Below are 25,221 nucleotides of genomic sequence, written 5' to 3' on the forward strand. Positions count from 1 at the left end.
ACGATGGGAGGTTTGACTCCCCCGCGTTGCGGGTAACTGTATCGGCTCGATCCGATGATCTTCGGGTAAGTGGACGAAGTGTTACCCCGCTGATGTCAGGTATCGGTCGTCGACGCGCGTTCGCTACAGGAGCGCGGCGTAATCGCTCGGATCGGCGCAGAAGGTGTGGGCCAACGCCCGACCACCTGCGTAAGCAGTCAGACGAACAGCTGCCCGACTCGCGCGAAGTGGTCCAGCGGCGCTGAGTCACGGGTGTCGATCCATGGACGATCGACAACCTTTCGCGCATCCTCGTGACTCACTTGCTTCCCCAGGGCAGCAGACAGGACATGCAGAGCGAGTACGGGTGGGATCGCATTGCCGATCTGCTGAGCGATGTCGTTGCCCGACCAGGGATAGTCGAGCGGGAAAGTCTGAAGTCGTCCCGCCTCGGCCAAGCTGAACCGGGGGCTCGCGATCCCCGCGCCGTCGACGATCTTGTTCCGAGACACCTTTCCGGTGATCGTGGCCGATGGCTCTCGAGAATGGCGACGACCTCGTAACTTGGGGTTGCCGCCTGTGCCGTAGTTCGAGACGACGTGGAATTCGTATCCGCGATTCAGCGCGGCGTCCATCGTCTCCCAGGGGAGGAGATCGGAATCACCCGCTGTGCGTTCGACACCTTTGCGGTACGGCCGGTGGGTGGCTTCCGGGAGTTTGCGCTTACCTTCGAGGCTGGCGATCAGGATGGCTCGACGCCGAGTCTGTGGAACGCCGAACTGTTCGGTGCGCAGTACGTCGCAGGTGACGTGATACCCCAACTTCTCCAGAACGGTGCCCATCGCTTGCCATATAGGCAGCACTGCCGGAACCTGTTCCAGCACAATGGCTTTGTATGGATCTCCACTGCTATGTGCGGCCAGAGCCCATCGCAAGGGCTCGAGTACGAGACCGGTTCGCTCGTCCTGCAGGGTCGCCAGGTCGGCGGAAACGTCCTCTTCGTTACCCATCCGGACGACGTACCGCAGGACCTCGTCCAGTGCCTTTCGGCCCGCCCCGGTGCCGGCGACGGTGAACGTCTGGCAGGGCGGGCCCCCGGCTAGTATCCAGGCGTTCGGCGCTGTCTCGGGTCCGAATCCACGTACATCGTGCGGGCGATCGTTCAGACCGGCAGCCGACCTTGTCGCGCAAGCGTTCTTGTCCCACTCGAACCCATAGACGCTCAGGCCCAACCATCGTGCCGCCACATCGAGCCCCCCGGGTCCGGCGAACAGGTCGATCATGTCGACCTGACGGGGCATCGGTTGCTGGTGTGGATCGGAGGGCATGACTCGCGATCTTAGCGGCGTGACGTGGTCTGCCAACCCAGTGCTCAGTAGTCGATCAACGCGGCCCGCAGGGCAAGGCCGACCGCGAACGCCGCGGGTGGGGGGGTCGCATTTCCCACCTGGCGATATCGCGCTGTCTTGCCACCTTCGATGCGCCAATAAGAGGGGAACCCCTGCAATGTAGCGACTTGATCAATGGTGAGTTTCACCATGCGATCGGAACCGAGGGTCGGACTCCAGACGAAGTCGGCAGCTGGTAGCTCGTCGCCGATCGATCGAGCGTTGACGCCGATTCTCGCCCAAGCTCGAACAGAGCCCTGAGGCCCGAGGTCTCCACCGCCGCGATCCCATGAGCCACCGACGATGGTCGGTGCGATCTCGTTCGCCTGTGCAGCCCACTCGTCGACCTGAGGCCAGCCGCGTGCACCCATGGACGGCCGCAACACCGTGCCGACGGTCAAGTTCAAGCTCGGAGGCGGAGCCGTCAGACTCATTTCGAAGCGTGTGATGCCGCCATCGCGCAAGGCGGCCAGCATACCCAGCAGTCGGTGCTGAGGTACCCCGAAGTCACGCGCGTCGACCACCAGCCAGCGGTACTCGTAACCAGCGGCATCGAGATACTTTTCGACGCATGACCTGCTCTCACGGTATTCGGGTCGAGTGACCATGTCGGGCACGTTTTCGATCAGCAAGGCGCGGGGTCGCAGTTCGGATGCCAACCGCCCCGTTGACTCGAGCAACTCCAATTCCCAGCCGCTGCCGCGCTGTCTCGATGCCGTTGCCGCAGATTTCACTCTCGGGAGGCCGGCGGCCAAGAGATCAATCTCTGTCGATCGCGGGAGATCGAACTGCGGTTCGAACTTCAGCAGGTCTTTGTTGAGGACATTCCAGTGAGGCCGATTCGTCCGCAGCGTCGCGCACGCGACGTCGCGATTGTCGAGAAGCAGGATGGGGTCGAATCCCGCCTGCTCTAGGCCGAGCGCGAGTCCGCCGGCACCCGCACAGAACTCCACCGAACGCATTCGCCGACCCGTGGGCACCACTCGAAAATCGTTGTGTTCTGCGTTGGACAATGCCTACCTCCCCGCCTGGTAGATGTTCTCACTCAGGATAGTGCGCAACTGTGACCACCCGTTCCGCTGCTCGGAATCGAAGGCTTGCACTACTCGAGGACTCAGTGTCCTTGCCGGTAGTGCGGGCGAGCCCTCGGACGTGCGTGCGTATGGCGGCGCTGCAAACCAGCGCTTCGTGGTCGTTGGGGAGAGGTCTCGTAGTCCTGATCGGACGGCGATGGTCGTGGGGACATCCACAACAAGGGGCTGACGTTCAGCCCGACGGCGGGGTCTGCGCCGCGGTCCGCAGCCGCACCGTCACCGGAAGATGATTCACCTCCAACGTGGCCCGCGCGACCTCGTGCACGCCGACTCCCGGAGTCAGCTCCAGCCGCGCCCGTGCAACTACCGTAGCCAGAATGGTGACCGCTTCGTACCACGCGAACGGCTCGCCGATGCAGTTTCGGTTGCCGAGGCCGAAGGGCTGATACACCCCGGACCGGGTCACGGTCTTGCGGTATTCCGGTGTCCATCGGTTCGGGTCGAACCGTGCCGGATCCTCGAAGTACTTCGGGTTGTTGTGCAGTGTGTACGGCGAGTAGAACAGCGTGGTGCCCGCGGGCAACGTGACTCCGGCGAGGTCGATTTCCTCGATCGTCTCGCGCGTGCCGAGCCAGGTCGGAGCGTATCGGCGCAGCGTCTCCGCCATCACTCGCTCGGTGTATTCGAGACGCTCAATGTTGTCGGCGGTGACCGGGCCGCCGCGTAAGACCTCGGCCACTTCCTCTTCGACGCGCTCCCGCACATCCGCTCGCCGCGCCAGCTCGTAGAAGGCGAAAGCCAAGGTGTTGGCGGTTGTGGCGAACCCTGCGGCATAGAGCGTCATCACTTCGTCGTGGAGTTGACGGTCGGTGAGCCCGGTGCCGTCGTCGAAGCGGGCGGCGAGCAGCATCGATACCAAGTCGCCGTAATCGGTTTCGCTCGCTCGGTATTCGGCGATGATGCGGTCGATCGCATCGGAGAGCCTGCGCACTGCGGCGTCGAACGTGCGGTTGCGCAGCGGTACGTGCGTCAGCCACGGCATCATGGTGCGTTTCGGTAGCTCGTCGACGATGATCGGGAACGAACGCAGCGACTCGGTGATCACCTCTTCGCCGAGTTCGCTGGCGAACAACGCCTTTGCGACGATTCGCATGGCCAGCACCCGCAACCGGTCGTCGAGCTCCAATCGGGCGCCGTCGCTCCAGCTGTCGACCATGGCGTCGGCTTCTTGCTGCATGGTTCGCACGTAGCCGGCGATTCTCTCGTAATGAAAGGCTGGTGCCATCAGACGGCGATGGCGCAGATGCTTGGGCTCGGCCGACACCGACAGGCCATCGCCCAACAGCGCTCGCATGGCTTCGAAGAACGCCCCCTTCTCGACGCTGTGCGCCGCCTTGCCGCGCAGCACCGCATCGATCAGCTCCGGCGCGGTCAGCAGGTAGGCGTCTCTGCTGCCCAATCGAATTCGCACCAACGGTTCCGGTGACCGGTGCAGTTCGGCGAAGAACTCCAATGGCCTGCGTCGGAGGGCCAGCCCGTGACCGACGACCGGCCACGCTCGCTGGACAGGGCGGCCGACAACCGTATGCGTACTCATGGAGGCCCCTCGTAAGTTCCTGTGCCATCTTCGCTCAGCAGTTCGTGTTTGTCGCGTCCGTCGACGAACATCGAGCAGCAGATATCGGGATGAGGTCGGGCGGGAGTTGCGGAATGAGTTTCAGACTGGCGGCGTATGCCGTATGCATCGAGGATGGGCGGGTGCTGCTCGCCCGTCACGTACCGCCCAGCGGCGAGAGCAACTGGACTCTTCCAGGAGGCGGTGTCGAGCACGCGGAGGATCCGTTCCACGCGGTGACCCGGGAGCTTGCTGAGGAAACCGGCTGCCACGGGGTAGTCGAACGTCTGCTCGGCGTGGACTCGAGGGTGATCCCCGCGGCCGCCGCGCGTGCCGGAGTCGAGCACCAGAACGTAGGCATTTTCTACCAGGTCCGCGTCACCGGCGGCCGACTCCGGCCTGAGCCCGACGGTTCGACCGCCGAGTCGATCTGGACTCCGATCCCCGACGTCGCGTGCCTGCGCCGGTCATCACTCGTCGATATCGGTCTCGCCTTGGCGCAGACCCTTCCGGCGACCGGCCACGTCGCTCCCGTCCCGGTCGGCGGTTTGATCCGGCATTGAGGTGCAGCCGCTTCTCGGATCGTCTCGGTTCGAGAGATCTCGGCGACCTCTCAGCGCCGAACTTCCGCTGTCTCGACAGCCCGGCCTTCCCGCCGCGACAGCTCGCACGCCTCGGCGATATAGAACGCCTGCAATGCGTCGACCGGTGTGCAGGGATTGTCGAGCTGACCGGTCGCGACTTCGATGAACGCCGACAGTTCATCGGCGTAGGCCGGACGGAACCGTTCCATGAACCCCGCATAGGGACGGTAGGGGGAGGGGCCGTGGCCGGGTTCGACGGAAGTCAGGGGCGCTCGGTCGTCCAGCCCGACGATCGCGTTTCCCTTCGAGCCCAACGCCTCCAGTCGCACGTCGTACCCCGTCCCGTTGTAGCGGGTCAGGGACACGGTGGCGAGGGTTCCGTCGTCCAGACGCAGTAGCACTGAAGCGGTGTCGACGTCGCCCGCTTCGGCGAAGAATGACGCACCCCGATTCGCCCCGAGCGCGTAGACCTCGGTGATCTCGCGTCCGGTCACCCACCGGATGATGTCGAAATCGTGGACTCCGCAGTCGCGGAAGATGCCGCCGGAGCGCGCGATGTATTCGGCGGGCGGTGGGGCCGGGTCGAGGGTCGTCGCGCGCAAGGTGTGCAGCCAACCGAGTTTGCCGGAGCGGATCGCTTCGCGCGCCGCGCGGTAACCGGCGTCGAAGCGGCGTTGGAAGCCGATCTGGACGGGGACGGGGGAGTTTCGGGTGTGGTCGATTACGGCGAGGGTGCCGGTGACGTCGGCGGCTACGGGCTTCTCGCAGAAGACGGGGATGCCCGCGTCGACGGCGCGGATGATGAGTTCGGGGTGGGAGTCGGTGGCGGTGGCGATGATCAGGCCGTCGAGGTCGGCGGCGAAGAGGGTGTCGAGGTCGGGAACGAATTCGACGCCGAGGTCGGTGGCGGTGGTGCGGGCGCGGGCCGCGTCGGCGTCGGCGACCAGAACGGTGGCCACGTTGGGCGATCTCCGCAGGGTTTCGGCGTGTGCGGTGCCGATGCGGCCGGTTCCGGCGAGGCCCAGCGTGACGGCTCGGTGGGAGGACATCGGCTCTCCTTCGTAGGAATCGCGGCGGGCCTCAGCGGCCAGGGGCGGTCGTGGTGGAGCGGACGACGAGCGAGGGTTCCAACCGGCGACGGACCGGCGTGGCGCGGCCGTCGCGAAGTCGTTCGGCCAGCGCCTCGATCGCGAGGCGGCCCATCTGGATGCGGGGCTGATCGATGGTGGTCAGCGCGACGTGACGCAGGGCGGCCAGCGAGGTGTTGTCGTAGCCGACCACCGAGACGTCTTCCGGCACTCGCAATCCCGCTTCTTGCAGCGCGGACATCGCCCCGACGGCGTTGAAGTCGTTGCCGCACACCAGCGCGGTGGGAAAGTTGTCGCGGGAGAACAGGTTCAGTAGTTTGCGCACCGCGGCCGTGCCGGCGGAGTCGGTGTGCTCGCTCGGCACGACCATCGGTTCCAGGCCGTGACGTTGCATGGCGGTCCGGTAGCCCTTGCGTCGCGGCGCGGAGGTCCACGCGCCGCCGCCGTCGAGGTGGACGATGCGCCGGTGCCCGAGCGAGACCAGGTGATCGACGGCGAGGGCGGCGCCTGCCTCGCCGTCGTCATTGACCGTGTCGATGCCTGCGACGGTGGAGGGGCGCGACACCAGCACGAGCGGAGCCTGCTGCGACGCCGCGCGAATCGCGGCGGCGGGCAGGATGGGCGACAGCAGGATGACGCCTCCCGGCCGGAACGAGAGCAGGCTCGCCAACGCGGTGTGTTCGCGTGCGGCGCTGCGCCGGCCGGTATTGAGGATCAGTTCGAGGCCGGATTCCTGCGCGGCGGTGTCCATGCCTTCGACGACGTCGGCGAAGAAGGCGTTGCGCAGATCGGAGACCAGCACGCCGACGATGCTGGAGGTCCGGCTGGCCAGTGAGCGGGCCAAGATGTGCGGTTGGTAGCCGAGGTCTTCGGCCGCGGCCAGCACGGCGCGGCGGCGGTGCTCGCTGACCTTCGGCGAGTTGCGCATGACCAGCGAGACGAGGGCGCGGGAGACGCCCGCGCGCGCGGCGACGTCTTCCATGGTCGGTCGAGCCACGGCGCCTCCGTTCCGCGATCACCTGCCCCTGCCGGACGGACGATACGCGGTGTGTCCGAGGGGATCAATAGAGCGCTCCAACCGTTCTCCGCCGTCCGCGAACGCATCGCAAAAGCCGTAATAACCGCTGGTAGAACCGCTTTGGCCAGCACGCCGCACCCTCTTGACACACTATGACCCGCGTTACATAGTTGGAGCGCTCCAACTACAGCGGCGTCAACTCGATATCGAAGGTCGGAGAAGTGCCGATGACCGAATCCCTCCATTCGCTGCGCCTCGCGGCCGCGCCGATCTCCTGGGGAGTCTGCGAGGTCCCGGGCTGGGGTCACCTGCTCGACGCACGCACCGTTCTGTCGGAGATGGCCGCGCTCGGCCTGTTCGCCACCGAACTGGGGCCACCCGGCTACCTGCCGCGCGACCCGAGCGAACTGCGGCGACTGCTCGCGGCCTTCGGTATCACCGTGGTCGGCGGCTTCCTCGCCGTCGTGTTGCACCGCGACCGGCACGATGCCCTCGCTCGGGCGGAGGAGACCGCCGCGCTGCTGGCCGCCGCGGGCGCGGAAGTGCTCGTGCTCGCCGCCGCGACCGGACTCGGCGGATACGACGATCGCCCGCGACTCGACGACTCGCACTGGCGCGCCGTGATCGACACCGCCGCCGAGATCCGCGATGCCGCCGCCGCGTACGGCCTGCGCACCGTGCTGCATCCGCATGTCGGCACGCATGTGGAGCGCGAAGCCGAGGTCGAGCGGTTCCTCGCCGACTCCGATCTCGACATCTGCCTGGACACCGGGCATCTGCTCGTCGGCGGCACCGACCCGGTTCGGCTCGCCCGGCGGCACACCGAGCGAATCGGGCACGTTCATCTCAAGGATGTCCGCGGCCCGCTGGCCGATCAGGTTCGCGGCGGAAAGCTCGAGTACAGCGAGGCGGTGCGCCGTGGGCTGTACGTCCCGCTGGGCGAGGGGGACGTCGACATCGCGGCACTCGTGCGCAGCATGCGGAGCGCGGGGTATCGGGGCTGGTACGTCCTGGAGCAGGACGCCGCGCTGCGCCCACACGCCTCGGCGGCGAAGCCCAGCGGCGACACCGGACGAAGCCTGCGGTTCCTCGGTGACATCGCGCTCGCCACGGCCGGGATCTAGGGGATGAGGATGTTCTCGCGATCACGACGCGGCGCGACCGCGCGTCACCGGACCCGCCTGCTGCCGTGGATCGCCGCGGCCGCTCTCCTGGCCGCGTGCAGCGGCCCCGGCGCCGACGCGCCCGCCCCGTCGCAGGCGCCGACCGAGGTCGGGACAGTGCGATCGGTCGCGGTGGTGACCCACGGCAGTCCGGGTGACGCGTTCTGGAATGTGGTCAAGAACGGTGCGGAGGCCGCGGGCAAGGATTTGGGGATCCGGGTGGAGTACAACGCTTCCGGTGATCCCGGTCAGCAGGCGAAGCTGATCGACAACGCCGTGGCGCAAGGCGTCGACGGTCTCGTCGTGTCTATGGCCAATCCCGAGGCACTTCGCCCGTCGGTCGAAAAGGCCCTTGTCGCAGGCATTCCGGTGGTGACGATCAACTCGGGCGAGTCGGAGAGCGCGGAGTTCGGCGCGTTCGTCCATGTGGGGCAGAGCGAATCGCTGGCCGGGCAGGCCGCGGGAAAGCGGCTCGCCGAGGCCGGGCGCGGGAAGATGCTGTGCGTCATCCACGAGGCGGGCAATATCGGCGCGAACGAGCGCTGCGCGGGCGCGACCAAGGCGTTCGGTGTCGCGACCACGCTTCAGGTGGACATCAACAACCCGACCGACGCGCAATCGAGGATCAAGGGCGCGCTGGAAGCCGACCGGTCCATCGACGCGGTCCTGACGCTCAACTCCCAGGTCGCCGCGCGAGCCGTCGACGCCGTCCGGGAGGCCGGCTCGCCCGCCACCGTCGCGACCTTCGACCTGAATGCCGATGTGGTGGAGTCGATCAGGGCGGGAAAGCTGCTGTTCGCGGTCGATCAGCAACAGTACGAGCAGGGATATCTGCCGATCGTGCTGCTGAAGCTGTACCGGACGAACCTGAACACCGTCGGAGGCGGGGCGCCGGTGCAGACCGGGCCGGGCTTCGTCGACAAGAGCAATGTGGACGCCGTCGCCGCGCTCGTCGCGCAGGGCACGCGCTGAGGTGGATGAAATGATCGTTGCCACAAAACCATCCGACTCGACGCAGGACCGGCCAGGTCTCTCGCCGCTCCAGCGTCTGGCCGTGCGGCCGGAGATCGGCGCCGCGCTCGGAGCGTTGCTGGTGTTCGTGTTCTTCTCGCTGGTCACCGACCGGTTCCTGAGCCCGCTCGGCGTCGCTACCTGGCTGGACGACGCCTCCACGCTGGGCATCATGGCGGTGGCCGTGGCGCTGCTGATGATCGGCGGCGAGTTCGACCTGTCGGCGGGCGTGATGACGGCCTCCACGGCGCTGGTCACCGCGTTGCTGGCGGTGCACGCCGGATGGAACGTCTGGTTCGCGCTGCTGGCCTCGCTCGTCTTCGCGCTGGCCGTCGGGGCGTTCAACGGCTGGGTGGTGATGCGCACCGGCTTGCCGAGTTTCATCGTCACGCTGGGCACCTTCCTCGCCCTGCAAGGTCTGAACCTCGGCGTGACGCGCCTGGTGACCGACACGGTGCAGGTCTCGGGCCTGCGCGGCGCGGACGGCTACGCGTCGGCGGGCTGGGTCTTCGCCTCGACCCTCGACATCGGCGACGCGCACATCCAGGCGTCGGTGGTCTGGTGGATCGTGCTGACCGCCATCGCGGCGACGATCCTGGTCCGCACCAGATTCGGCAACTGGATCTTCGCCGTCGGTGGTGCACTGCCGAGCGCCCGCGCGGTCGGTGTGCCCGCCGACCGCACCAAGATCCTGCTGTTCATGGGCACCGCGTTCGCGGGCTGGGTGGTGGGTTCCTGCAACATCCTGCGGTTCGCGAGTGTGCAGGCCAACCAAGGTGTCGGACTCGAGTTGCACTACATCATCGCCGCCGTGGTGGGCGGGTGCCTGCTCACCGGTGGTTTCGGCTCGGCGGTCGGCGCCGCGATCGGTGCGCTGATCTTCGGCATGGCGCGCCAGGGCATCGTCTTCGCGCGGTGGGACAGCGACTGGTTCATGCTGTTCCTCGGTGTGCTGCTGCTGGCGGCGGTCCTGGTCAACAACAGATTCCAGAAACGAGCCGAAAGGGTGCGCCGATGACTTCCCTCATCGAGGCCGTGAACCTCGGCAAGAGCTACGGCGGCGTCGTCGCTCTGCGCGAAGTGTCCACGGTGGTGAACGCGGGCGAGGTGACCTGCGTGCTCGGCGACAACGGCGCGGGCAAATCGACGCTGATCAAGATCCTGGCCGGGGTGCACCAGCACGACCGCGGCGAGCTGCGCGTGGAAGGCTCGGCGGTCCGGTTCGCCTCGCCGCGAGCGGCGCTGGATCGTGGCATCGCGACGGTCTACCAGGATCTCGCGGTGGTTCCGCTGATGAGCGTGTGGCGCAACTTCGTGCTCGGATCCGAGCCCACCTTCGGATACGGCCCCTTCCGTTTGCTGGACCGCAAGAAGGGATGTGATATCGCGCGAACGGCGTTGACCGACATGGGCATCGAGATCCGGGATATGGAACAGCCGGTCGGCACGCTGTCGGGCGGCCAGCGGCAGTGCGTCGCGATCGCGCGGGCCGTGCACTACGGCGCGAAGGTGCTGATCCTCGACGAGCCGACCGCGGCGCTCGGCGTCAAACAGGCCGGGGTGGTGCTGAAGTACGTCGTGCAGGCGCGCGAACGCGGGCTCGGCGTCGTGCTCATCACGCACAACCCGCACCACGCCTATCCGGTCGGCGACCGATTCCTGCTGCTGAAGCGGGGCGCGATGCTGGGCGCGTACAAGAAATCGGAGATCGACCTGCCCGAACTGACCCGCCAGATGGCAGGCGGGGCGGAACTGGAGGCGTTGCGGCACGAATTGCAGCGCGTGGAGACGCCGTGAACGCGCGGGCGGGTGAGCTGGAGGCGTTGACGATCGGTCGCGTCGGGGTGGATCTATATCCCGAACAGAGCGGCGTCGCCCTGGCACAGGTGCGCAGTTTCGCGAAATTCCTGGGCGGCACCGCGACCAACGTCGCCGTGTCCGCCGCCCGCCTCGGCCGTCGTTCCGCGGTTCTGACGAAGGTAGGCCCGGACGGCTTCGGCGACTTCGTGCGCACGGCGCTGGAGGACTTCGGCGTCTCGTCCCGTTACGTGACGACCGCGCCGAACCTCCAGACGCCCGTCGTCTTCTGCGAGCTGACGCCGCCGTCGGATCCGCCGCTGCTGTTCTACCGTGCGCCGATCGCGCCGGATCTGACCATCACTCCGGACGAGGTGCCCTGGGAGGTCGTGGATGCCGTGCCACTGCTGTGGGTAACGGGCACCGGAGTGAGCGCGGAGCCGGGGCGCGGCACACAGCGCGAGATCCTGCTACGGCGCGCGCGACGCGGGCACACCGTGCTCGATCTGGACTATCGGCCGATGTTCTGGCCCGACGTGGCCACCGCGCGGGCCGAGATCGGGTGGATGGTCGACCACGTGAACGTGGTGGTCGGCAACCGTAGGGAGGTCGAGGTGGCGGTGGGCACCGCCGACCCGGACGCGGCGGCCGATCGTCTGCTCGCCCGTGGAGTGCGTCTCGCGGTGATCAAGCAAGGCGGTGACGGCGTGCTGGTGGCCACCGCCGGGGAACGCTGGACTGTGCCGCCTTGCCGCGTAGAAGTGGTGTGCGGGCTGGGCGCGGGTGATGGATTCGGCGGCGCGCTGATCCACGGCCTGCTCTCCGACTGGGACCCACGGCGCATCGCCACTTTCGCCAACGCGGCGGGCGCGCTGGTGGCAGCGCGTCTCGCCTGCGCGGACGCGATGCCGACACGCGCTGAGATCGAGGAACTGCTGTGCGGCTGAATCGGCGAGGACCTCGAGGAGTTGCTGTGCGGCTGAATCGGCGCAGACGTCGGGGAGCGGCGATGTCGAAGAGCCGGCCCGGAGCTGGAGGAGGCGCCGTGCGGCTGAATCGGCGCGGAACTGGAAAGGTCGCCGTTCGGCTGAATGGGCGCGGAGCTGGAGGAGTTGCCGTGCGGTGGAGCCGGGGCGGAACTCGATGAACTGTTGTGGCGCAGCTGGGCGGAGAGGAGTAATGGTTCGGATGAGCCGGGCGCGGACCGAAGGAGTTGTGGTGCTGCCGCACCGGGTGCGGTCTGGAGGAGTCGCGGCGCTGGATCGGGCGCTGAGGGGAACAACCGTGGTGCGGCCGAGCCATCAGCGTGGAACGGAGGCGCCTTCATGCACCTGACCGACGAACGCTGGCGCGAGCTGCTGCACGTACGGGCGACGGACCCCGGTGCGGTCGAGCGGGCCTACGCGAAACGGGTGCGCCGCTCCGACCTGATGGCGGGCAAGCAGACCTTGTTCCTGGTCGCCGCGGATCACCCCGCGCGCGGCGCGCTGGGTGTCGGCGCGGACCGCACGGCCATGGCCGATCGGCGCACCCTGCTGGAGCGGTTGCTGATCGCGCTGGCCGACCCGCACGTCGACGGAGTGCTCGGCTCACCGGATGTGGTGGAGGAACTGCTGTTGCTGGACGCACTGGACGACAAGGTCGTGATCGGGTCGATGAATCGCGGCGGACTGGCGGGCGCGGAGTGGGAGATCGACGACCGCTTCACCGGTTACGACGCAGGCTCCTTGGCGCGGTTCCGGCTCGACGGAGGCAAGATGCTGCTGCGCCTGGTCGATTCCGACGCGGGCACCGTGCCGACGCTGCAAGCCTGCGCGCGGGCGGTCTCGGAACTGGCGGCGCACGAGCTGATGGCGATGGTCGAACCGTTGCCGTATCACCGGGACGAATCCGGTGCGCTGGTGATGAGCAAGGACGCGGTCTCGCTGTCCCGGGCGATCACGGTGGCCTCGGGGCTCGGTGTCACCTCTGCCTACACCTGGCTGAAGATTCCCGCGCCCAGCGACATCTCCGTGCTGGACGCCACCACGCTGCCGGTTCTCGTGCTGGGCGGTGCCCCGTCCGGTGACTCGGCGGTTGATCGCGCGTTGTGGGGCGGGGCGCTCGGACATGACGTCGTTCGCGGTCTGGTGGTCGGCCGCACCTTGCTGTATCCGCCCGACGGAGATGTCGCCCAGGCGGTCGAGAGTGCCGCCCGCCTGATGAAGGAAACCCGATGAAGCGCGGAAGCCTCGTCGGGCAGGTCTGCGCACTGACATCACCGCTGGCGACAAGTGGTGGCCTGCCGCGAACGTGGCGGTCGAATATGTCCTCCCACGGAGGAATCGGATCGCCGGTATCCGGGGAACCCGGACAGAGGAGGTGTGATGACACTGTATCGGCCCGAAGGAACCCTGTGCCACGACGGTGACCCGATCCTGCTGACCCCTGAGGACGCCGGATGGGCCTACGCAGGTCTGCGCGTGCTTCGCATAGGCGCGGGCGAATCGCGGATCGTTCGAACGGGTGAGTCGGAGGCGTTCGTCCTGCCCCTGGCCGGTGCGTGCACGGTGCGCGTGGACGGCGCGACCTTCAGCCTGACCGGGCGGGATTCGGTCTTCACCCGGGTCACGGATTTCGCCTACGTTCCGCGAGACGCCGAGGTGGAGCTGGTGGCCGAGGGTGCCGACCTGGAGGTGGCGCTGCCGACGGCCCGCTGTACGAAACGCCTGGAGCCGAGATACGGCCCCGCCGAGCAGGTGCCGGTAGAAGTCCGCGGGGCTGGAAGCGCTACGCGCCAGGTCACCAACTTCGGGATACCCGGCGTGTGGGAGCACGCGGACAAGCTCAATGCCTGCGAGCTGATCACCCCGGACGGCAACTGGTCGTCCTACCCGCCGCACAAGCACGACTCGGCCGGTGCCTGCGAAGTCGTCAACGAGGAGATCTACTACTTCCGCATCGCCGGACGGGACGGGATCACGCCGTCTCGCGAGGGATTCGGCCTGCACCGCAACTACACCGCCGACGGCACGGTCGACGAGAATGTGGCGGTCCGTGACGGTGACGTCTTCCTGATCCCGCGCGGCTATCACGGCCCGTGCATCGCGGCGCCCGGTTACCCCATGTACTACCTCAACGTGCTGGCCGGCCCGGCACCCGAGCGATCGATGGCGTTCTGCGACGACCCCGCCCACAGCTGGGTGCGGGCGCGCTGGGACGCCGAGCCTCTCGATCCACGCTGCCCGGTGACCTCGAACGAAGGACGGTCGGGATGCGACTGACCACGGCGCAGGCGCTGGTGGCCTGGCTGATCGCCCAGCGCTGCGAGACGCTCGACGGCCGCGAGGCGCCGCTGTTCCCCGCCGTCTTCGCGATCTTCGGCCACGGCAATGTGCTCGGCCTCGGTACCGCGCTGCACGAGCGGCGCGCCGAACTCCCGGTCTGGCGCGGGCACACCGAAGAGGGGATGGCGCTCGCGGCCGTCGGCTACGCGAAGGCCGCCCACCGGCGTCAGGTGGGTGTGGTGACCTCGTCGATCGGTCCCGGCGCGCTCAACATGGTGACGGCGGCGGGCGTCGCGCACGCGAACCGACTGCCGCTGCTGTTGCTGCCCGGCGACACCTTCACCGGACGGGCGCCGGACCCGGTCCTGCAACAGGTCGAGCACTTCGGCGACCCGACCGTCACGGTGAACGACGCGTTCCGGCCGGTGAGCCGGTACTTCGACCGCATCACCCGCCCGGAACAGCTGCTCGCAACCCTGCCGCAGGCGGTCGGCGTGCTCACGGATCCGGCCGATGCCGGTCCGGTCGTCCTCGCGCTCCCGCAGGACGTCCAAGCCGAGACCTACGACTTCCCCGACGCGCTCTTCGAGCCGGTGGTGCACCGTGTCGGACGGCCGCGTCCCGATCAGCGAGCGCTCGCCGACGCCGTCGACGCCCTGCGCGCCGCGCGCCGTCCGCTGGTGGTGCTGGGTGGGGGCGTCCGCTATTCGGGCGCGGGGCACACCGTGCTCGATTTCGCCGAGCGGCACGGCCTTCCGGTCGTGGAAACCACCGCGGGCCGCACCCTCGTGCCGCACGAGCATCCGCTGTTCGCGGGGCCGCTCGGCATCACCGGCTCGGCGTCGGCGAACGCGATGGCCGCCGAAGCCGACCTGATCCTCGCGGTCGGGACCCGTTTGCAGGACTTCACCACCGCGTCCTGGACGCTCTTCGCGCCGGATGTCCGGCTGGTCACGATCAACGTGGCACGCTTCGACGCGGTCAAGCACGGCGCTCGCGCGGTGGTCGGGGACGCCGAGGCCACCGTGCGCGAGCTGGCCGGGCAGGTGGGGCAGTGGCATGCCGACCCCGAGTGGACCGCGCGAGCCGCCGCACTGCGCGGCACTTGGGACGCGCACATCGACGCCTTGCGCGCACCGGCACCCGGCGTGCCGAGCTATGCCCAGGTGGTGGGTGCCGTGAACGACCTGAGCGAGCCGAGCGACTACGTGCTGACCGCCGCGGGCGGCTTGCCCGGTGAACTCGTCGGTGGCTGGCGGGCGAACGGCGGCGCGCCGGACATGGACGTGGAATACGGCTTCTCCTGCATGGGCTACGAGCTCGCGGGCGCGTGGGGCGCGGCCATGGCACGGACCGAAGGCATGGTGACGACCCTGCTCGGGGACGGCTCGTATCTGATGCTGAACTCGGAATTGTTCTCGGCGGCGTTCGCCGGGCATCCGTTCGTCGCCGTGGTCTGCGACAACGACGGGTACGCCGTGATCGCCCGCTTGCAAGAGGGGCAGGGCGGCGAGCGGTTCAACAACTTCTACGCCGACTGCCGCACCGCGCACGACCATCCGCCCCGCGTCGATTTCGCCGCCCACGCCGCCGCGCTGGGGTGTTCCGCTTTCACTGCCTCGGATCTGAACGAATTCCGGGAGGCGTACGCGCATGCACGGGCGGCGGCGATAGCCGAGCGCCGTCCGGCCGTGCTCGTCGTGCGGACACAGCCGTCGGCGTGGACCGATGCGGGCGCGTGGTGGGAAGTCGGCGTGCCGGACCAGCTGCCCGGCCGCGCCGCGTACGACGAGACGAAACCGCGTCAGGTGCGCTATCTCCGGCCGTGAACAGAACTTAAAGAACGGTGCGCGCGGTGCGCCCCGGACGTACGCTGATTTGTCGAAGTTTGCCTGCGGTACACTGAAATCAGTTGGGGCACAACACAACTGGTAGCGGTGGTGCATCGGTGCCGAGCCGCGTCGAAGAAGGAGTCCCATGAAGCCGGGCGCGGTGGCCCATCCGGGCGGGGTGTGCTCGCCGGGAGATGGCGACGGGCGTTTTTCGACGCGAAGTGCGGGTACCCGACAGACGGGTCCGGCGAAATCGCGCGGACCGGCACCCGACCGAGCGTGGGAGGTGACAGACCCAGCCCCCTGAGCGAGCGTCGCGCACGACGGAGCCGAGCGTCGTCGTGAGCGTTAGCTCACAGTTGGTGGTGCGGAACGTGAGTAATTCGTCGGATCGTGGCATCGTTGATCTACGAGGCCAGGGCATCTCATAACACCTACCTGGCTCGTCTACAGAAAGTATGAAATGGCTCAAGGCATTGTGAAGTGGTTCAACAGCGAGAAGGGCTTCGGCTTCATCGCACAGGACGGCGGGGGGCCCGACGTCTTCGTGCATTACTCGGCTGTTAGCGGCGCGGGTTTCCGGTCCCTCGATGAGGGGCAGCGCGTGGAGTTCGAGATCGGCCAGGGACAGAAGGGTCCGCAGGCCCAGGACGTCCGCGTTCTCTGATCGCGACTTAGCTTTCGAAAGGCCCCGCACCGGAATGGTGCGGGGCCTTTCACCTGTTCAGGGGGTCTTCACGCCGCGGAGCGGGTGAAGGTGACATGGGTGACGGCGGGGGAGTGCGCCACCGTAGCGACCTCGTAGCCCGGCACCGCGCCCCAGTTCGTCGTAAAGCCGCTCGCCCGCCCCGAGCAGGATCGGGACGACGGCCAAGTGCAGCTCGTCGACCAGACCCGCCCGCAGGTAAGCGCGCACTGTCGCAGCGCCGCCGCCCAGGCGTACGTCCTGGCCGTCGGCCGCGCCGAACGCCCGGCGCAGCACCGCTTCGGGAGTGTCGTCCGCGAAGTGGAATGTCGTGCCGCCGTCCATCGGGAGTGCGGGCGCGGGTGGTGTGTCAGGACGAGGCGGGACTGCTCAGCCGCGCCGACACGAGGCCCGGCCAGAAGGCCGAATACCGGCTTACCGAACCGGCCATCCAATTGGTGCCTATAATAGTGCAGCTCGGCGCGTGGGGATTGCGGCACCGCCCGACCACCCGGCGTCTTCGGGTGCGGGCCGAATTGCTCGAGGCGGGCTGTCCGCGACTCTGGGCGGAATTCATGGACGAACTACGCGCGAGCCACCTCGGGATTCCGCGCCCGGACCCGGACCGTCGGTCCGCGACGCAACAGCTCGCGCAGGCCTACGCCGACGCGGTCACCGAGTCCGCCGATGCGGAGGAGCCGGCGACCTCCGGGACGTAGCAGTCAGCCCGCCAGCGCCTCGGAGCGGAAGAACTCCGCGGTGATCGCGCGGGCACGCGTGCGGTCACCGCCACCGGACCTGCGGAACACTTCGGCGGCGCGGGTGAATTCGGCGGCGATGAACGCGGTGATCGGCGCGGGCACCGATCCGCTGCCCATCTCCCGGGTTCGCGACTTCAGGTCGGTCAGCTCGGTCACCGCAGCCGCCAACTCGGCAGGCAGCTCGCACTGCCGCAACAGCGTCGGCAGATGCATCGGCGCCACCGCCGCCGCGGGATGCTCGCGCAGCCACCGCAGCGCCATCGCAGGCCGCAGCGCGTAGAACACCTTCTTCAGCGATCCGGTGCGCTCGAACAGCGCCCATTGCTTGGCGCCCAGGTGCAGATAGTGCCGCGCGACCTTGTCGCGCTCGGCGACCTCGTCGGCCACCGCGCGCAATCGGTCGCGGAAATCCGCGTCGCCGCGATACACGATCGGCGACATCAGCCACTCGATGAGCACCGCGTTGCCCTGCACCAACAGCCGCAGCGCCTTGGCCAGATCCCAGCCGTTCACGTCGAGCAAGCCCGTCAGCGGCGTCTCCACCACGTCGCGGGTGCGCCACGGGGACAGGTAGGTCTCCAGCGTCGCGACATAGACGAACCGGCAGTCGTAGTCCGAATCCGGGGAAGGGAATCCCCAGGCCCGACTGCCGCTTTCGATCGCCAACCGGATCGAGACCCGGTGCTCCCGCTCGACCCGGTCCAGCTCACGATCGATGGACCCGACCACCGTCGGGTCCATCGAAGCCGGAATCGCGCGCAGAGACATGAACGCGATGGTAGGTGCCGAAAAGGGTTGACGCAGCTGGTTTTCGCCGCCGCTCATGGGCGAGGGGTGGCTGCCCGGAACGTGGCGACGAGCACGGCGACGACGGCCAGCGCGCCACCGAGCCACAGGGCGGCGGCGAGGCCGATCCCGTCCGCGGCCAGTCCTCCGATCAGCGACCCCAGTGCGATGGCGGCATTGAAAACTCCGGTGAACAGGGCGGACGCGCCTTCCCTGTGCTGGGGTGACGCGGCGAAGACCCAGCTCTGCGCGCTCACCGAGACGCCGCCATAGGACAGACCCCACACGATCATCAGCGCGACGGCCTGTGGGAGCGAGGCGCCGAGCAAAGGCAAGGCGATCGCCGCGCCGCCCAGGACCGATCCGATCACGACCAGAGTCCTCCGCGGTGCGCGCGCCGCCGCCGCACCCGCCGCGAAATTGCCCGCGACACCGGCGATCCCGTAGGCCAGCAGCAGCGTGCCGATCGTCTGCGCGCCGACGCCGGTCACCTCCTCGAGCACCGGCCGCACGTAGGTGTAGGCGGCGAAGTGGCCGGTGACCAGGAACGCGACCACGAGCAGGGCGACGCGCAAGCCCGGCTGCCCGCCCAGCCGTAGCACGCCACCCAACGCCATGGTCTCGACCGCGGGCAGACGCGGCAGCAAGGCCGCCATAGCCGCGAGCACCAGCAGCGCCAGACCAGCGGCGGCCACGAACGTGATCCGCCACCCGGCCAGCGCGCCGAGGAAGGTTCCCGCGGGGATGCCGAGCACCGAGGCGACCGCGACACCGGAGAAGACCAGCGACGTCGCGGCGATGACCGATCGCGCGGGCACCAGCCGCGCCGCCAGACTCGCCGCGATCGCCCACACGCCGCCCATGCCGATGCCGACCAGCACCCGCGCCCCGATCAGCACACCGAAGGTGGGCGCCCAGGCCGCACCGAAATTGCCCAGCGCGAGCACCGCCATCAACCCGCACAGCACCACCTTGCGCTCGAGCCGGCCCGACGCCGCGGTGACGACGGGCGCCGACACCGCGGCGACCAGGCCCGTCACCGTCAAAGCGAGACCGGCGCGGCCTTCGCTCACCCGCAGCGCCGAGCCGATCGGGGTGAGCAGGCCGACCGGCAGCATCTCGGAGGTGACCACCGTGAACGTGCCTGCTGTCACGGCGCCGACGCCGAGCCAGCCGCGCAGCGCCGAAACCGGTCGCGGCGCAACGATTTCCCGAACGTGTGTCATGTCCTCCAGGCAACGGTTCACGGCCGGAGGAAACAACACCGAAGGACTCATCGTTCTATGAGCTGGACTCATCGACCGTGGAAGGGAGCCCGATGGGCGGGTTGGAGATCCGTGAACTCGAGGCGTTTCTCGCACTCGCCGAGGAGCTGCATTTCGGGCGGGCCGGAGCGCGGCTGTATGTGTCGCAGAGCCGGGTGAGCCAGCTGCTGCGTGCGCTGGAGCGGCGCGTCGGCGGGCAGTTGGTGGAACGGACCAGCCGCACCGTCCAGTTGACCCCGCTCGGCGCGGACTTCCTCGCCGAGCTGCGGCCCGCCTATGCCGCGCTGCGCGCGACGGTCGACGGAGCCCGTGCCGCCGCCCGGGGGATGGACGGGATCTTGCGCATCGGGTTCCAGGGGGCGGGCAACGATCACCTGATGGCCGCGGTCGAGTTCTTCCAGCGGCGGCACCCGGACTGCGTGGTCGACTTGGCCGAGATCGCGCTTGCCGATCCGTTCGGCGCGGTGCGGCGCGCCGAGGTCGATGCCGCGGTGGTGCTGCTGCCGGTGGGCGAGCGTAACCTGGTGCTCGGACCGGTGTTCGCAGGGCAGCCGCAGACGCTCGCAATGGCCAGTTCCCATCCGCTCGCGGGCCGCGCGGAGCTGTCGGTCGAGGACATCGCCGAGTTCCCCTTGGTCGGAGTGCGCGCTCCCGCGCCGGAGTACTGGCGCAGGGCGCAGACGCTGGATGTGACGCCAGAGGGCCGGACGGTGCGCCCCGGTCCGGAGGTCGGCACGTTGGAGGAGGGCCTCGCCGCGGTGGCGGCCGGTCGCGGCGCGATGCTGCTGTGCCATCCGACCGCCGAATCGCATCGCAGGCGGCCGGTGACCTTCGTGCCGGTGATCGGGATCCCCGAGTCCCGGCTCGGGCTGGTGTGGCACCGCTACCGCGAGACCCCGCGGGTGAGGGCCTTCTCCCGGGCAGTGGCCGCCACCAAGAGAGCCGAGGGTGTGCGAATGGTCACCATGGAGGTTTCCTGACCTGTCCGCTGCCCGGATCGCTGCGGTCGCCGGATTCCGGTGCAGACAGGGGTAGAAGAATTCAGGAGCCGCCGGACAGGTAAATAAAGAGTTATTCACAGGCTCTATCGGTCAGGTCGGCGGCCGTCGTCGGAGTTGTGCGAATTATCCTACTGCTGGGCTGGGGGAAACTCGATTCCACTTTCTCCGGCGCATCGTTAGCCGAGCGAATTTGTGAGCTCAATTTACTGCTTGGACCTGGACATTTGACTAGATTCGCAGCTCAGATGCACTAGTTACTGTGGTAGCGACCACTATTGCGATCGAATGTGGTCTGTATCTCCATATTGTCGAATTACGTAACCGGAATCGAGTCGCTGCCGATGTGCCCCGTGTCAGCCAGTTCGACTGGATAATGTTTCGAGGAAGAGGTATTTCCATGATCCCCGTCATCATCGACACCGGCAGCGCTGCTCTGAACGGCCTTTTCGATACGCTCGGCGCTGCACTGCACGGCCTTGTCGACACGCTGTGGACGGGCTCCTTCGGCGGCCGCTGACCGACGTGACGGTCGAGGCGATCGACCGGGTTCCACGCCGACCGAAGGCGTGACCGAGCGGGCCCCCGCACCGGATGGTGTGGGGGCCCGCCGCTGTGGGAGGTGGGCGCTGACGGACTCCGGGCGGTGTCGCCGTGGGGGCGGATGACCGTGTGCAGTCGCGCAGCATCAACCGTGTGCCGCGACAGCGCAGGTCGACCTCGACCGTGCCGCGACGGCGTGAGCCCGATCAGCCGCGTGCTGCGACGGCGTGAACTCGATCAGCCGCGTGCTGCGACGGCGTGAACTCGATCAGCCGCGTGCCGCGACGGCGTGAACCCGATCAGCCGCGTGCCGCGACGGCGGAACTTCGGGCGAGTTCGGCCGCGAGCAGAGTGGGATGGGTCAACTGTGGGTAGTGCCCGGCGCCCTCGACCGAAATCGTCTCCCGGGCTGTCGCGACGGTGACCGGATCGGCCGAACCGGCGACGATCCGCACCGGCACGTCGAGTCGCTCGAGCAGTGCGCGCAATTCCTCGCGCCGTGCGGGGGCGCTCGCGTTGCGCAGCGCGGCGACGGTGCGGGCGGCGACGCCCGGCCTGCGCAGGTTCGCCGCGGCGCTCGCGATCGCGGCGCTCTCCGGCACACCGAGCCGATCCGCCAGGGAACCGGCCGACATCCGCCGCATTGCCGCCGCGGCCAGTGGCGAGCGCAGCAGCAAGCCGGAGTGCGGCTGGAGGAACGCGGGAGCCACCAGAACAACTCCGGAGACCCGCTCGGGATGCTCCGCCGCGTATCGCAGTACCGGACCGCAGCCGAGCGAGTGGCCGACCAGCACGGGTCGGGTACGGATGGAACCGAGCAGTTCGGGCAACGCCGCGTCGATATCGCCGGGCGCCGAGCGCCCCAGGCCGGGCAGGTCGAGGACGAGGCTCGACCCGTCCAACTCGGCGCGCATCTCGTTCCACGACTCGCCATCGAGCGGAAGGCCGTGCACCAGAACATAATCCGGACGCGCTCGATCGCCGCTCACCCATACGCCGTCGACGAATCCGGCGGTCGGATCGTCGGCCACCGCGCCGAACCGGCTGGCCACGAGATGGTCGGCCCACGTCAGCAAGGTCGCCTCGGTCGGCGGCATGGTGAGCCCGGCGCGGCGGGCCACCTCCCGCGCCGCCGACGTGTCGTAGCGGTCTTCGGCGATGAACGTCATCGTTTCCGGATCGGCGCCGGTCAGCGCACGCGGAAGTTTCGCGATGAGGCCGACCGGGATGGAGAAGCGCGGCGCGCGGACGCCGAGGTGCCCGGCCAGGAGCCGAATCAGTCCAGGCAGCTCGGGAGTTCGATCATCCAGCACCGTGTACGAGCGACCCGCGGTATCCGGCAGGGCGGGCAGGCTGATCAAGAAATCGGTGAAGTAGTCCAGGTCGACGATCGGCACGAAGGTCGCGGGGCCGCCGGGGACGGCGGGGAGCCGTCCGTTCCACAGGTCCTCGACGACGCTCGACAGCCCGACGTATTGACCGGGTCCGATCACGCTGCTCGGATTCGCGATGGTCAGCGCGACGCCGAGTTCATCCGCCCGCCGGCGCAGCAGCGGGTCGGATTCGAACTTCGAAGCGCCGTACGCGCCCCTCTCGTAATGCTGTTCCTCGGATTCCTCGACGGTGATCCGATATCCCGTGATGTGCACGACGCGTCGCAGCTCGGGCCGGGCGGCGGCCCACTCGAGCACCCGCAGCGCACCGGTGACGTTGACCGCGTACGCGTCCTCGCGCGCGAGCCCGAAGGCGAAGCGGGCGGCGCAGTTGTACACGTCGCGAGTTCCGGCGGGATCGAAATCTGCGGGTAGGCCGAGGTCAGGGGCGGTGACATCACACGCAACGATCTGCAGCCCGCCGGAGTCCACGCCTCGGCGGCGCAACCAACCGGTGAGCCGCTCCTCGCTGCCCGGCCGTAGGGCGGCGGTGACGGAATGCCCCTGCTCCAGTAAACGGGCGACCGCGTTGCGGCCGAGGAACCCGGCGGCTCCGAACACGATGCTGTCGGACATGACTTCTCCTTACTAGACCGGTCTACATATTTTGTGGACACGCGAAAAGGGCGGTGATATGTCCGCCCTCAGATCAGGGTGTGCAGGGTGCGTTCGACCCGTTCCAGCGGCTCACGGCTGCGCTGGGCGCGGGCCAGCAGCAGCGCGCCCTCGACCAGCGCCAGCACCGCTGCGGCCAAGTCGTCCGCATCCTGGCGGCCCTCGGCGCGCAGCCGCAGCCGCAACGCCTGTTCCCACGCGACGTACGCGGCGGCGCACTCCGCTTGGATCGGGTCGTTTCCGGCCGCGACGTCCAAGGCCACCGTGGCGACCGGGCAGCCCTGTTGCCAGCCGGACGCTTCCAACCGGTCGCCGAACGCGCGCAGCAGCCTGCTCGCGGCCGCGGCGGCGTCGCCGGGCTCGATCGTGTCGATCAACGCCGTGATCTCCTTGCCCGCTTGGGCGATCGCCGCCGCGACCAACTCGTCCTTGCCACCGGGGAAATGGAAGTACAACGACCCGCGCGGCGCCCCGCTGGCCGCCAGGATCTGGTTGAGCCCCGCGCCGTAGTAGCCGTGCCGCTCAACGAGCGTGCGCGCCGCGTCGATGAGTTTGCCGCGAGTTTCGGTGCCTTTCACGCCCATATATCGACTGTAGACCGGTCTTCATATTTCTGCCAGGCGGGTGACTGAGGCCGCCCGCCTACCAGGTGGTAGCCGGGGTGGAAATCGCGCGCACTAAGCTGTTCGGCGGTAATTGCCGACCCCATTCCCCAGGAGTACTCCACGTGAGCCAAGCAGGCCGTCCTGTAGTTCTGATCGCCGACAAGCTCGCCCAGTCGACCGTCGACGCGCTCGGTGACGGTGTCGAGGTCCGGTGGGTCGACGGACCCGACCGCCCGGCCCTGCTGGCCGCGGTGCCCGAGGCCGACGCGCTGCTCGTGCGCTCGGCGACCACGGTCGACGCCGAGGTCCTGGAAGCCGGGAAGAACCTGAAGATCGTCGCCCGCGCGGGCGTCGGCCTGGACAACGTCGACGTGCCCGCCGCCACCGAGCGCGGCGTCATGGTCGTGAACGCACCCACGTCGAACATCCACACCGCCGCCGAGCACGCGGTCACCCTGCTGCTGGCCGCCGCCCGCCAGGTTCCCGCCGCCGACGCCACCCTGCGCGAGCGCACCTGGCAGCGCGGCAAGTTCAACGGCGTCGAGATCTTCGACAAGACCGTCGGCGTCATCGGCCTCGGCCGCATCGGCCAGTTGTTCGCCGCGCGCCTGGCCGCCTTCGAGACCAAGATCGTCGCCTACGACCCGTACGTGTCGCCCGCGCGCGCCGCGCAGCTCGGCATCGAACTGCTCACCCTCGACGAGCTGCTCGAGCGGGCCGACCTGATCTCGATCCACCTGCCGAAGACCCCGGAGACCACGGGGCTCATCGGCAAGGAGGCCATCGCCAAGACCAAGCCGGGCGTGATCATCGTCAACGCCGCCCGCGGTGGCCTGGTCGACGAGGCCGCCCTGGCCGAGGCGATCAAGTCCGGCCACGTACGCGCCGCGGGCCTGGACGTGTTCGAGACCGAGCCGTGCACCGACAGCCCGTTGTTCGAGCTGCCGCAGGTCGTGGTGACCCCGCACCTGGGCGCCTCCACCTCCGAGGCCCAGGACCGCGCGGGCACCGATGTCGCGAAGTCGGTGCTGCTGGCGCTGGCGGGCGAGTTCGTGCCCGGCGCGGTGAACGTCACCGGTGGCACCGTCGGCGAAGAGGTCGCCCCCTGGCTGGACATCGTCCGCAAGCAGGGCGCCCTGCTCGGCGCGCTGTCCAACGAGCTGCCGGTCAGCGTGGAGATTCAGGTGCGCGGCGAGCTGGCCGCGCAGGAGGTCGGCGTGCTCGAGCTGTCCGCGCTGCGCGGCATCTTCTCCGCGCTGGTCGAGGACCAGGTCACCTTCGTCAACGCGCCCGCGCTGGCCAAGGACCGCGGGATCACCGCCGAGGTCACCACGGCCTCGGAGAGCCCGAGCCACCGCAGCGTCGTCGACCTGCGCGCCGTGTTCGGCGACGGCAGCACCCTGAACGTGGCGGGCACGCTGACCGAGCCGCAGCTGGTGGAGAAGATCGTCAACATCAACGGCCGCAACTACGACATGCGCGCCGAGGGCCTCAACCTGGCCATCCTGAACTACGAGGACCGGCCGGGCGCGCTGGGCCGGATCGGCACCAAGCTCGGGGAGGCCGAGGTCGACATCCTGGCCGCGCAGCTGACCCAGGACGTCGACAAGGAAGGCGCCACCGTCGTGCTGCGGGTGGCTCGCGAGGTGCCCGCCGACGTGCCGCACCTTACCCGGCGTGGTCGCGATGGCAACTTGGCCGCGAATGCAACGGCTCACCCGTGGATCCGCCTCCAACCCAGAGACATCCGCCTCG

23 protein-coding genes are annotated in these 25,221 nt (G+C 68.5%); 13 read left to right on the top strand and 10 right to left on the bottom strand.

From position 1 onward, the window contains the following. Nucleotides 1–197 precede the first annotated feature (197 nt). The 3 genes from ACFU5M_RS22255 to ACFU5M_RS22265 all read right to left on the bottom strand — a co-directional run bounded on the left by ACFU5M_RS22255 (nucleotide 198) and on the right by ACFU5M_RS22265 (nucleotide 3,998). Nucleotides 198–1,343: a DNA cytosine methyltransferase gene (locus ACFU5M_RS22255; protein WP_379052247.1), complete on the bottom strand. Its 1,146-nt coding sequence runs from the start codon at nucleotides 1,341–1,343 to the stop codon at nucleotides 198–200. Nucleotides 1,344–1,351: 8 nt separating this feature from the next. After that, nucleotides 1,352–2,380, bottom strand: a complete 1,029-nt coding sequence (locus ACFU5M_RS22260; RefSeq protein ID WP_379052250.1) for a DNA cytosine methyltransferase — start codon at nucleotides 2,378–2,380, stop codon at nucleotides 1,352–1,354. A 253-nt stretch (nucleotides 2,381–2,633) separates the two neighbouring features. Then, nucleotides 2,634–3,998 (bottom strand): cytochrome P450, encoded by a 1,365-nt coding sequence (locus ACFU5M_RS22265; protein WP_379052253.1) that lies wholly within the window; start codon nucleotides 3,996–3,998, stop codon nucleotides 2,634–2,636. A gap of 113 nt (nucleotides 3,999–4,111) precedes the next feature. On the opposite strand from ACFU5M_RS22265, the gene ACFU5M_RS22270 reads away from it, so the two are divergent. Further along, on the top strand, nucleotides 4,112–4,579 hold the full coding sequence (locus tag ACFU5M_RS22270) for an NUDIX hydrolase (RefSeq protein WP_379052256.1): 468 nt from the start codon (nucleotides 4,112–4,114) through the stop codon (nucleotides 4,577–4,579). A 50-nt stretch (nucleotides 4,580–4,629) separates the two neighbouring features. On the opposite strand, the gene ACFU5M_RS22275 is transcribed toward ACFU5M_RS22270, so the two are convergent. Together ACFU5M_RS22275 and ACFU5M_RS22280 are read right to left on the bottom strand one after the other, a co-directional pair. Beyond that, complete coding sequence (locus tag ACFU5M_RS22275) at nucleotides 4,630–5,649, bottom strand: Gfo/Idh/MocA family oxidoreductase (protein ID WP_379052258.1); 1,020 nt, start codon at nucleotides 5,647–5,649, stop codon at nucleotides 4,630–4,632. Between the two features lie 31 nt (nucleotides 5,650–5,680). Next, complete coding sequence (locus tag ACFU5M_RS22280; RefSeq protein ID WP_379052260.1) at nucleotides 5,681–6,685, bottom strand: LacI family DNA-binding transcriptional regulator; 1,005 nt, start codon at nucleotides 6,683–6,685, stop codon at nucleotides 5,681–5,683. Nucleotides 6,686–6,933: 248 nt separating this feature from the next. Here ACFU5M_RS22280 and ACFU5M_RS22285 point away from each other — a divergent pair, with 248 nt between their 5' ends. The 9 genes from ACFU5M_RS22285 (at nucleotide 6,934) to ACFU5M_RS22325 (ending at nucleotide 16,442) form a co-directional block, all read left to right on the top strand. Then, nucleotides 6,934–7,830 carry a TIM barrel protein gene (locus tag ACFU5M_RS22285; protein WP_379052263.1) on the top strand — a complete coding sequence of 299 codons (897 nt, stop codon included), beginning with the start codon at nucleotides 6,934–6,936 and terminating at the stop codon, nucleotides 7,828–7,830. Between the two features lie 9 nt (nucleotides 7,831–7,839). Further along, nucleotides 7,840–8,841: a sugar ABC transporter substrate-binding protein gene (locus tag ACFU5M_RS22290; RefSeq protein ID WP_379052266.1), complete on the top strand. Its 1,002-nt coding sequence runs from the start codon at nucleotides 7,840–7,842 to the stop codon at nucleotides 8,839–8,841. Between the two features lie 10 nt (nucleotides 8,842–8,851). Continuing rightward, on the top strand, nucleotides 8,852–9,898 hold the full coding sequence (locus ACFU5M_RS22295; RefSeq protein WP_379052267.1) for an ABC transporter permease: 1,047 nt from the start codon (nucleotides 8,852–8,854) through the stop codon (nucleotides 9,896–9,898). Then, a complete protein-coding gene (locus ACFU5M_RS22300; RefSeq protein WP_379052269.1) occupies nucleotides 9,895–10,677 on the top strand; it encodes an ATP-binding cassette domain-containing protein in 783 nt (260 codons plus the stop codon). The genes ACFU5M_RS22295 and ACFU5M_RS22300 overlap by 4 nt, the downstream gene beginning before the upstream one ends. Next, a complete protein-coding gene (gene iolC, locus ACFU5M_RS22305; RefSeq protein ID WP_379052272.1) occupies nucleotides 10,674–11,624 on the top strand; it encodes a 5-dehydro-2-deoxygluconokinase in 951 nt (316 codons plus the stop codon). Before ACFU5M_RS22300 ends, iolC begins: the two co-directional genes overlap by 4 nt. 378 nt (nucleotides 11,625–12,002) lie before the next feature. After that, on the top strand, nucleotides 12,003–12,896 hold the full coding sequence (locus ACFU5M_RS22310) for an aldolase (protein ID WP_379052274.1): 894 nt from the start codon (nucleotides 12,003–12,005) through the stop codon (nucleotides 12,894–12,896). Nucleotides 12,897–13,043: 147 nt separating this feature from the next. Then, complete coding sequence (gene iolB, locus ACFU5M_RS22315; RefSeq protein ID WP_379052277.1) at nucleotides 13,044–13,940, top strand: 5-deoxy-glucuronate isomerase; 897 nt, start codon at nucleotides 13,044–13,046, stop codon at nucleotides 13,938–13,940. Further along, a complete protein-coding gene (gene iolD, locus ACFU5M_RS22320; protein WP_379052280.1) occupies nucleotides 13,931–15,772 on the top strand; it encodes a 3D-(3,5/4)-trihydroxycyclohexane-1,2-dione acylhydrolase (decyclizing) in 1,842 nt (613 codons plus the stop codon). Before iolB ends, iolD begins: the two co-directional genes overlap by 10 nt. A 466-nt stretch (nucleotides 15,773–16,238) precedes the next feature. Next, nucleotides 16,239–16,442 carry a cold-shock protein gene (locus tag ACFU5M_RS22325; protein ID WP_054814460.1) on the top strand — a complete coding sequence of 68 codons (204 nt, stop codon included), beginning with the start codon at nucleotides 16,239–16,241 and terminating at the stop codon, nucleotides 16,440–16,442. A gap of 57 nt (nucleotides 16,443–16,499) precedes the next feature. Here the strand turns inward: ACFU5M_RS22325 and ACFU5M_RS22330 are convergent, their stop codons facing one another. Continuing rightward, nucleotides 16,500–16,805 carry a dihydrofolate reductase family protein gene (locus ACFU5M_RS22330; RefSeq protein ID WP_379052282.1) on the bottom strand — a complete coding sequence of 102 codons (306 nt, stop codon included), beginning with the start codon at nucleotides 16,803–16,805 and terminating at the stop codon, nucleotides 16,500–16,502. Between the two features lie 17 nt (nucleotides 16,806–16,822). Between ACFU5M_RS22330 and ACFU5M_RS22335 the strand changes: the two genes are divergently transcribed. Continuing rightward, nucleotides 16,823–17,179 (top strand): winged helix-turn-helix transcriptional regulator, encoded by a 357-nt coding sequence (locus ACFU5M_RS22335; protein WP_379052285.1) that lies wholly within the window; start codon nucleotides 16,823–16,825, stop codon nucleotides 17,177–17,179. A 3-nt stretch (nucleotides 17,180–17,182) separates the two neighbouring features. On the opposite strand, the gene ACFU5M_RS22340 is transcribed toward ACFU5M_RS22335, so the two are convergent. After that, entirely contained in the window at nucleotides 17,183–17,989 is an 807-nt protein-coding gene (locus ACFU5M_RS22340; RefSeq protein WP_379052287.1) for a DNA polymerase beta superfamily protein, read from the bottom strand. 53 nt (nucleotides 17,990–18,042) lie between these two features. Further along, nucleotides 18,043–19,233 (bottom strand): MFS transporter, encoded by a 1,191-nt coding sequence (locus ACFU5M_RS22345; RefSeq protein WP_379052289.1) that lies wholly within the window; start codon nucleotides 19,231–19,233, stop codon nucleotides 18,043–18,045. A 92-nt stretch (nucleotides 19,234–19,325) separates the two neighbouring features. On the opposite strand from ACFU5M_RS22345, the gene ACFU5M_RS22350 reads away from it, so the two are divergent. Next, entirely contained in the window at nucleotides 19,326–20,252 is a 927-nt protein-coding gene (locus ACFU5M_RS22350; protein WP_379052292.1) for a LysR family transcriptional regulator, read from the top strand. 860 nt (nucleotides 20,253–21,112) lie between these two features. On the opposite strand, the gene ACFU5M_RS22355 is transcribed toward ACFU5M_RS22350, so the two are convergent. Further along, nucleotides 21,113–22,822, bottom strand: coding sequence for an alpha/beta fold hydrolase (locus ACFU5M_RS22355; protein ID WP_379052294.1), 1,710 nt, complete (start codon nucleotides 22,820–22,822; stop codon nucleotides 21,113–21,115). A gap of 68 nt (nucleotides 22,823–22,890) precedes the next feature. Next, the gene (locus ACFU5M_RS22360) at nucleotides 22,891–23,445 is read right to left on the bottom strand and encodes a TetR/AcrR family transcriptional regulator (protein ID WP_379052297.1); all 555 of its coding nucleotides are present in this window, start codon (nucleotides 23,443–23,445) and stop codon (nucleotides 22,891–22,893) included. A gap of 143 nt (nucleotides 23,446–23,588) precedes the next feature. Between ACFU5M_RS22360 and serA the strand changes: the two genes are divergently transcribed. After that, the coding region (serA, locus tag ACFU5M_RS22365) for a phosphoglycerate dehydrogenase (protein WP_379052300.1) at nucleotides 23,589–25,221 on the top strand (1,633 nt) is incomplete at its 3' end.

Source organism: Nocardia sp. NPDC057455 (assembly GCF_042802775.1).
Lineage (GTDB): Bacteria > Actinomycetota > Actinomycetes > Mycobacteriales > Mycobacteriaceae > Nocardia.

What these genes read in the sequence shown, in the direction of transcription:
- ACFU5M_RS22325 (WP_054814460.1), top strand. Translation starts at nt 16,239, where the DNA reads ATGGCTCAAGGCATTGTGAAGTGGTTCAACAGCGAGAAGGGCTTCGGC.
- ACFU5M_RS22290 (WP_379052266.1), top strand. Translation starts at nt 7,840, where the DNA reads ATGTTCTCGCGATCACGACGCGGCGCGACCGCGCGTCACCGGACCCGC.
- ACFU5M_RS22295 (WP_379052267.1), top strand. Translation starts at nt 8,852, where the DNA reads ATGATCGTTGCCACAAAACCATCCGACTCGACGCAGGACCGGCCAGGT.
- ACFU5M_RS22310 (WP_379052274.1), top strand. Translation starts at nt 12,003, where the DNA reads ATGCACCTGACCGACGAACGCTGGCGCGAGCTGCTGCACGTACGGGCG.
- ACFU5M_RS22340 (WP_379052287.1), bottom strand. Translation starts at nt 17,989, where the DNA reads ATGTCTCTGCGCGCGATTCCGGCTTCGATGGACCCGACGGTGGTCGGG.
- ACFU5M_RS22355 (WP_379052294.1), bottom strand. Translation starts at nt 22,822, where the DNA reads ATGTCCGACAGCATCGTGTTCGGAGCCGCCGGGTTCCTCGGCCGCAAC.
- ACFU5M_RS22330 (WP_379052282.1), bottom strand. Translation starts at nt 16,805, where the DNA reads ATGGACGGCGGCACGACATTCCACTTCGCGGACGACACTCCCGAAGCG.
- iolD (WP_379052280.1), top strand. Translation starts at nt 13,931, where the DNA reads ATGCGACTGACCACGGCGCAGGCGCTGGTGGCCTGGCTGATCGCCCAG.
- ACFU5M_RS22275 (WP_379052258.1), bottom strand. Translation starts at nt 5,649, where the DNA reads ATGTCCTCCCACCGAGCCGTCACGCTGGGCCTCGCCGGAACCGGCCGC.
- iolB (WP_379052277.1), top strand. Translation starts at nt 13,044, where the DNA reads ATGACACTGTATCGGCCCGAAGGAACCCTGTGCCACGACGGTGACCCG.
- ACFU5M_RS22360 (WP_379052297.1), bottom strand. Translation starts at nt 23,445, where the DNA reads ATGGGCGTGAAAGGCACCGAAACTCGCGGCAAACTCATCGACGCGGCG.
- ACFU5M_RS22270 (WP_379052256.1), top strand. Translation starts at nt 4,112, where the DNA reads ATGAGTTTCAGACTGGCGGCGTATGCCGTATGCATCGAGGATGGGCGG.
- ACFU5M_RS22300 (WP_379052269.1), top strand. Translation starts at nt 9,895, where the DNA reads ATGACTTCCCTCATCGAGGCCGTGAACCTCGGCAAGAGCTACGGCGGC.
- ACFU5M_RS22265 (WP_379052253.1), bottom strand. Translation starts at nt 3,998, where the DNA reads ATGAGTACGCATACGGTTGTCGGCCGCCCTGTCCAGCGAGCGTGGCCG.
- ACFU5M_RS22350 (WP_379052292.1), top strand. Translation starts at nt 19,326, where the DNA reads ATGGGCGGGTTGGAGATCCGTGAACTCGAGGCGTTTCTCGCACTCGCC.
- ACFU5M_RS22285 (WP_379052263.1), top strand. Translation starts at nt 6,934, where the DNA reads ATGACCGAATCCCTCCATTCGCTGCGCCTCGCGGCCGCGCCGATCTCC.
- ACFU5M_RS22345 (WP_379052289.1), bottom strand. Translation starts at nt 19,233, where the DNA reads ATGACACACGTTCGGGAAATCGTTGCGCCGCGACCGGTTTCGGCGCTG.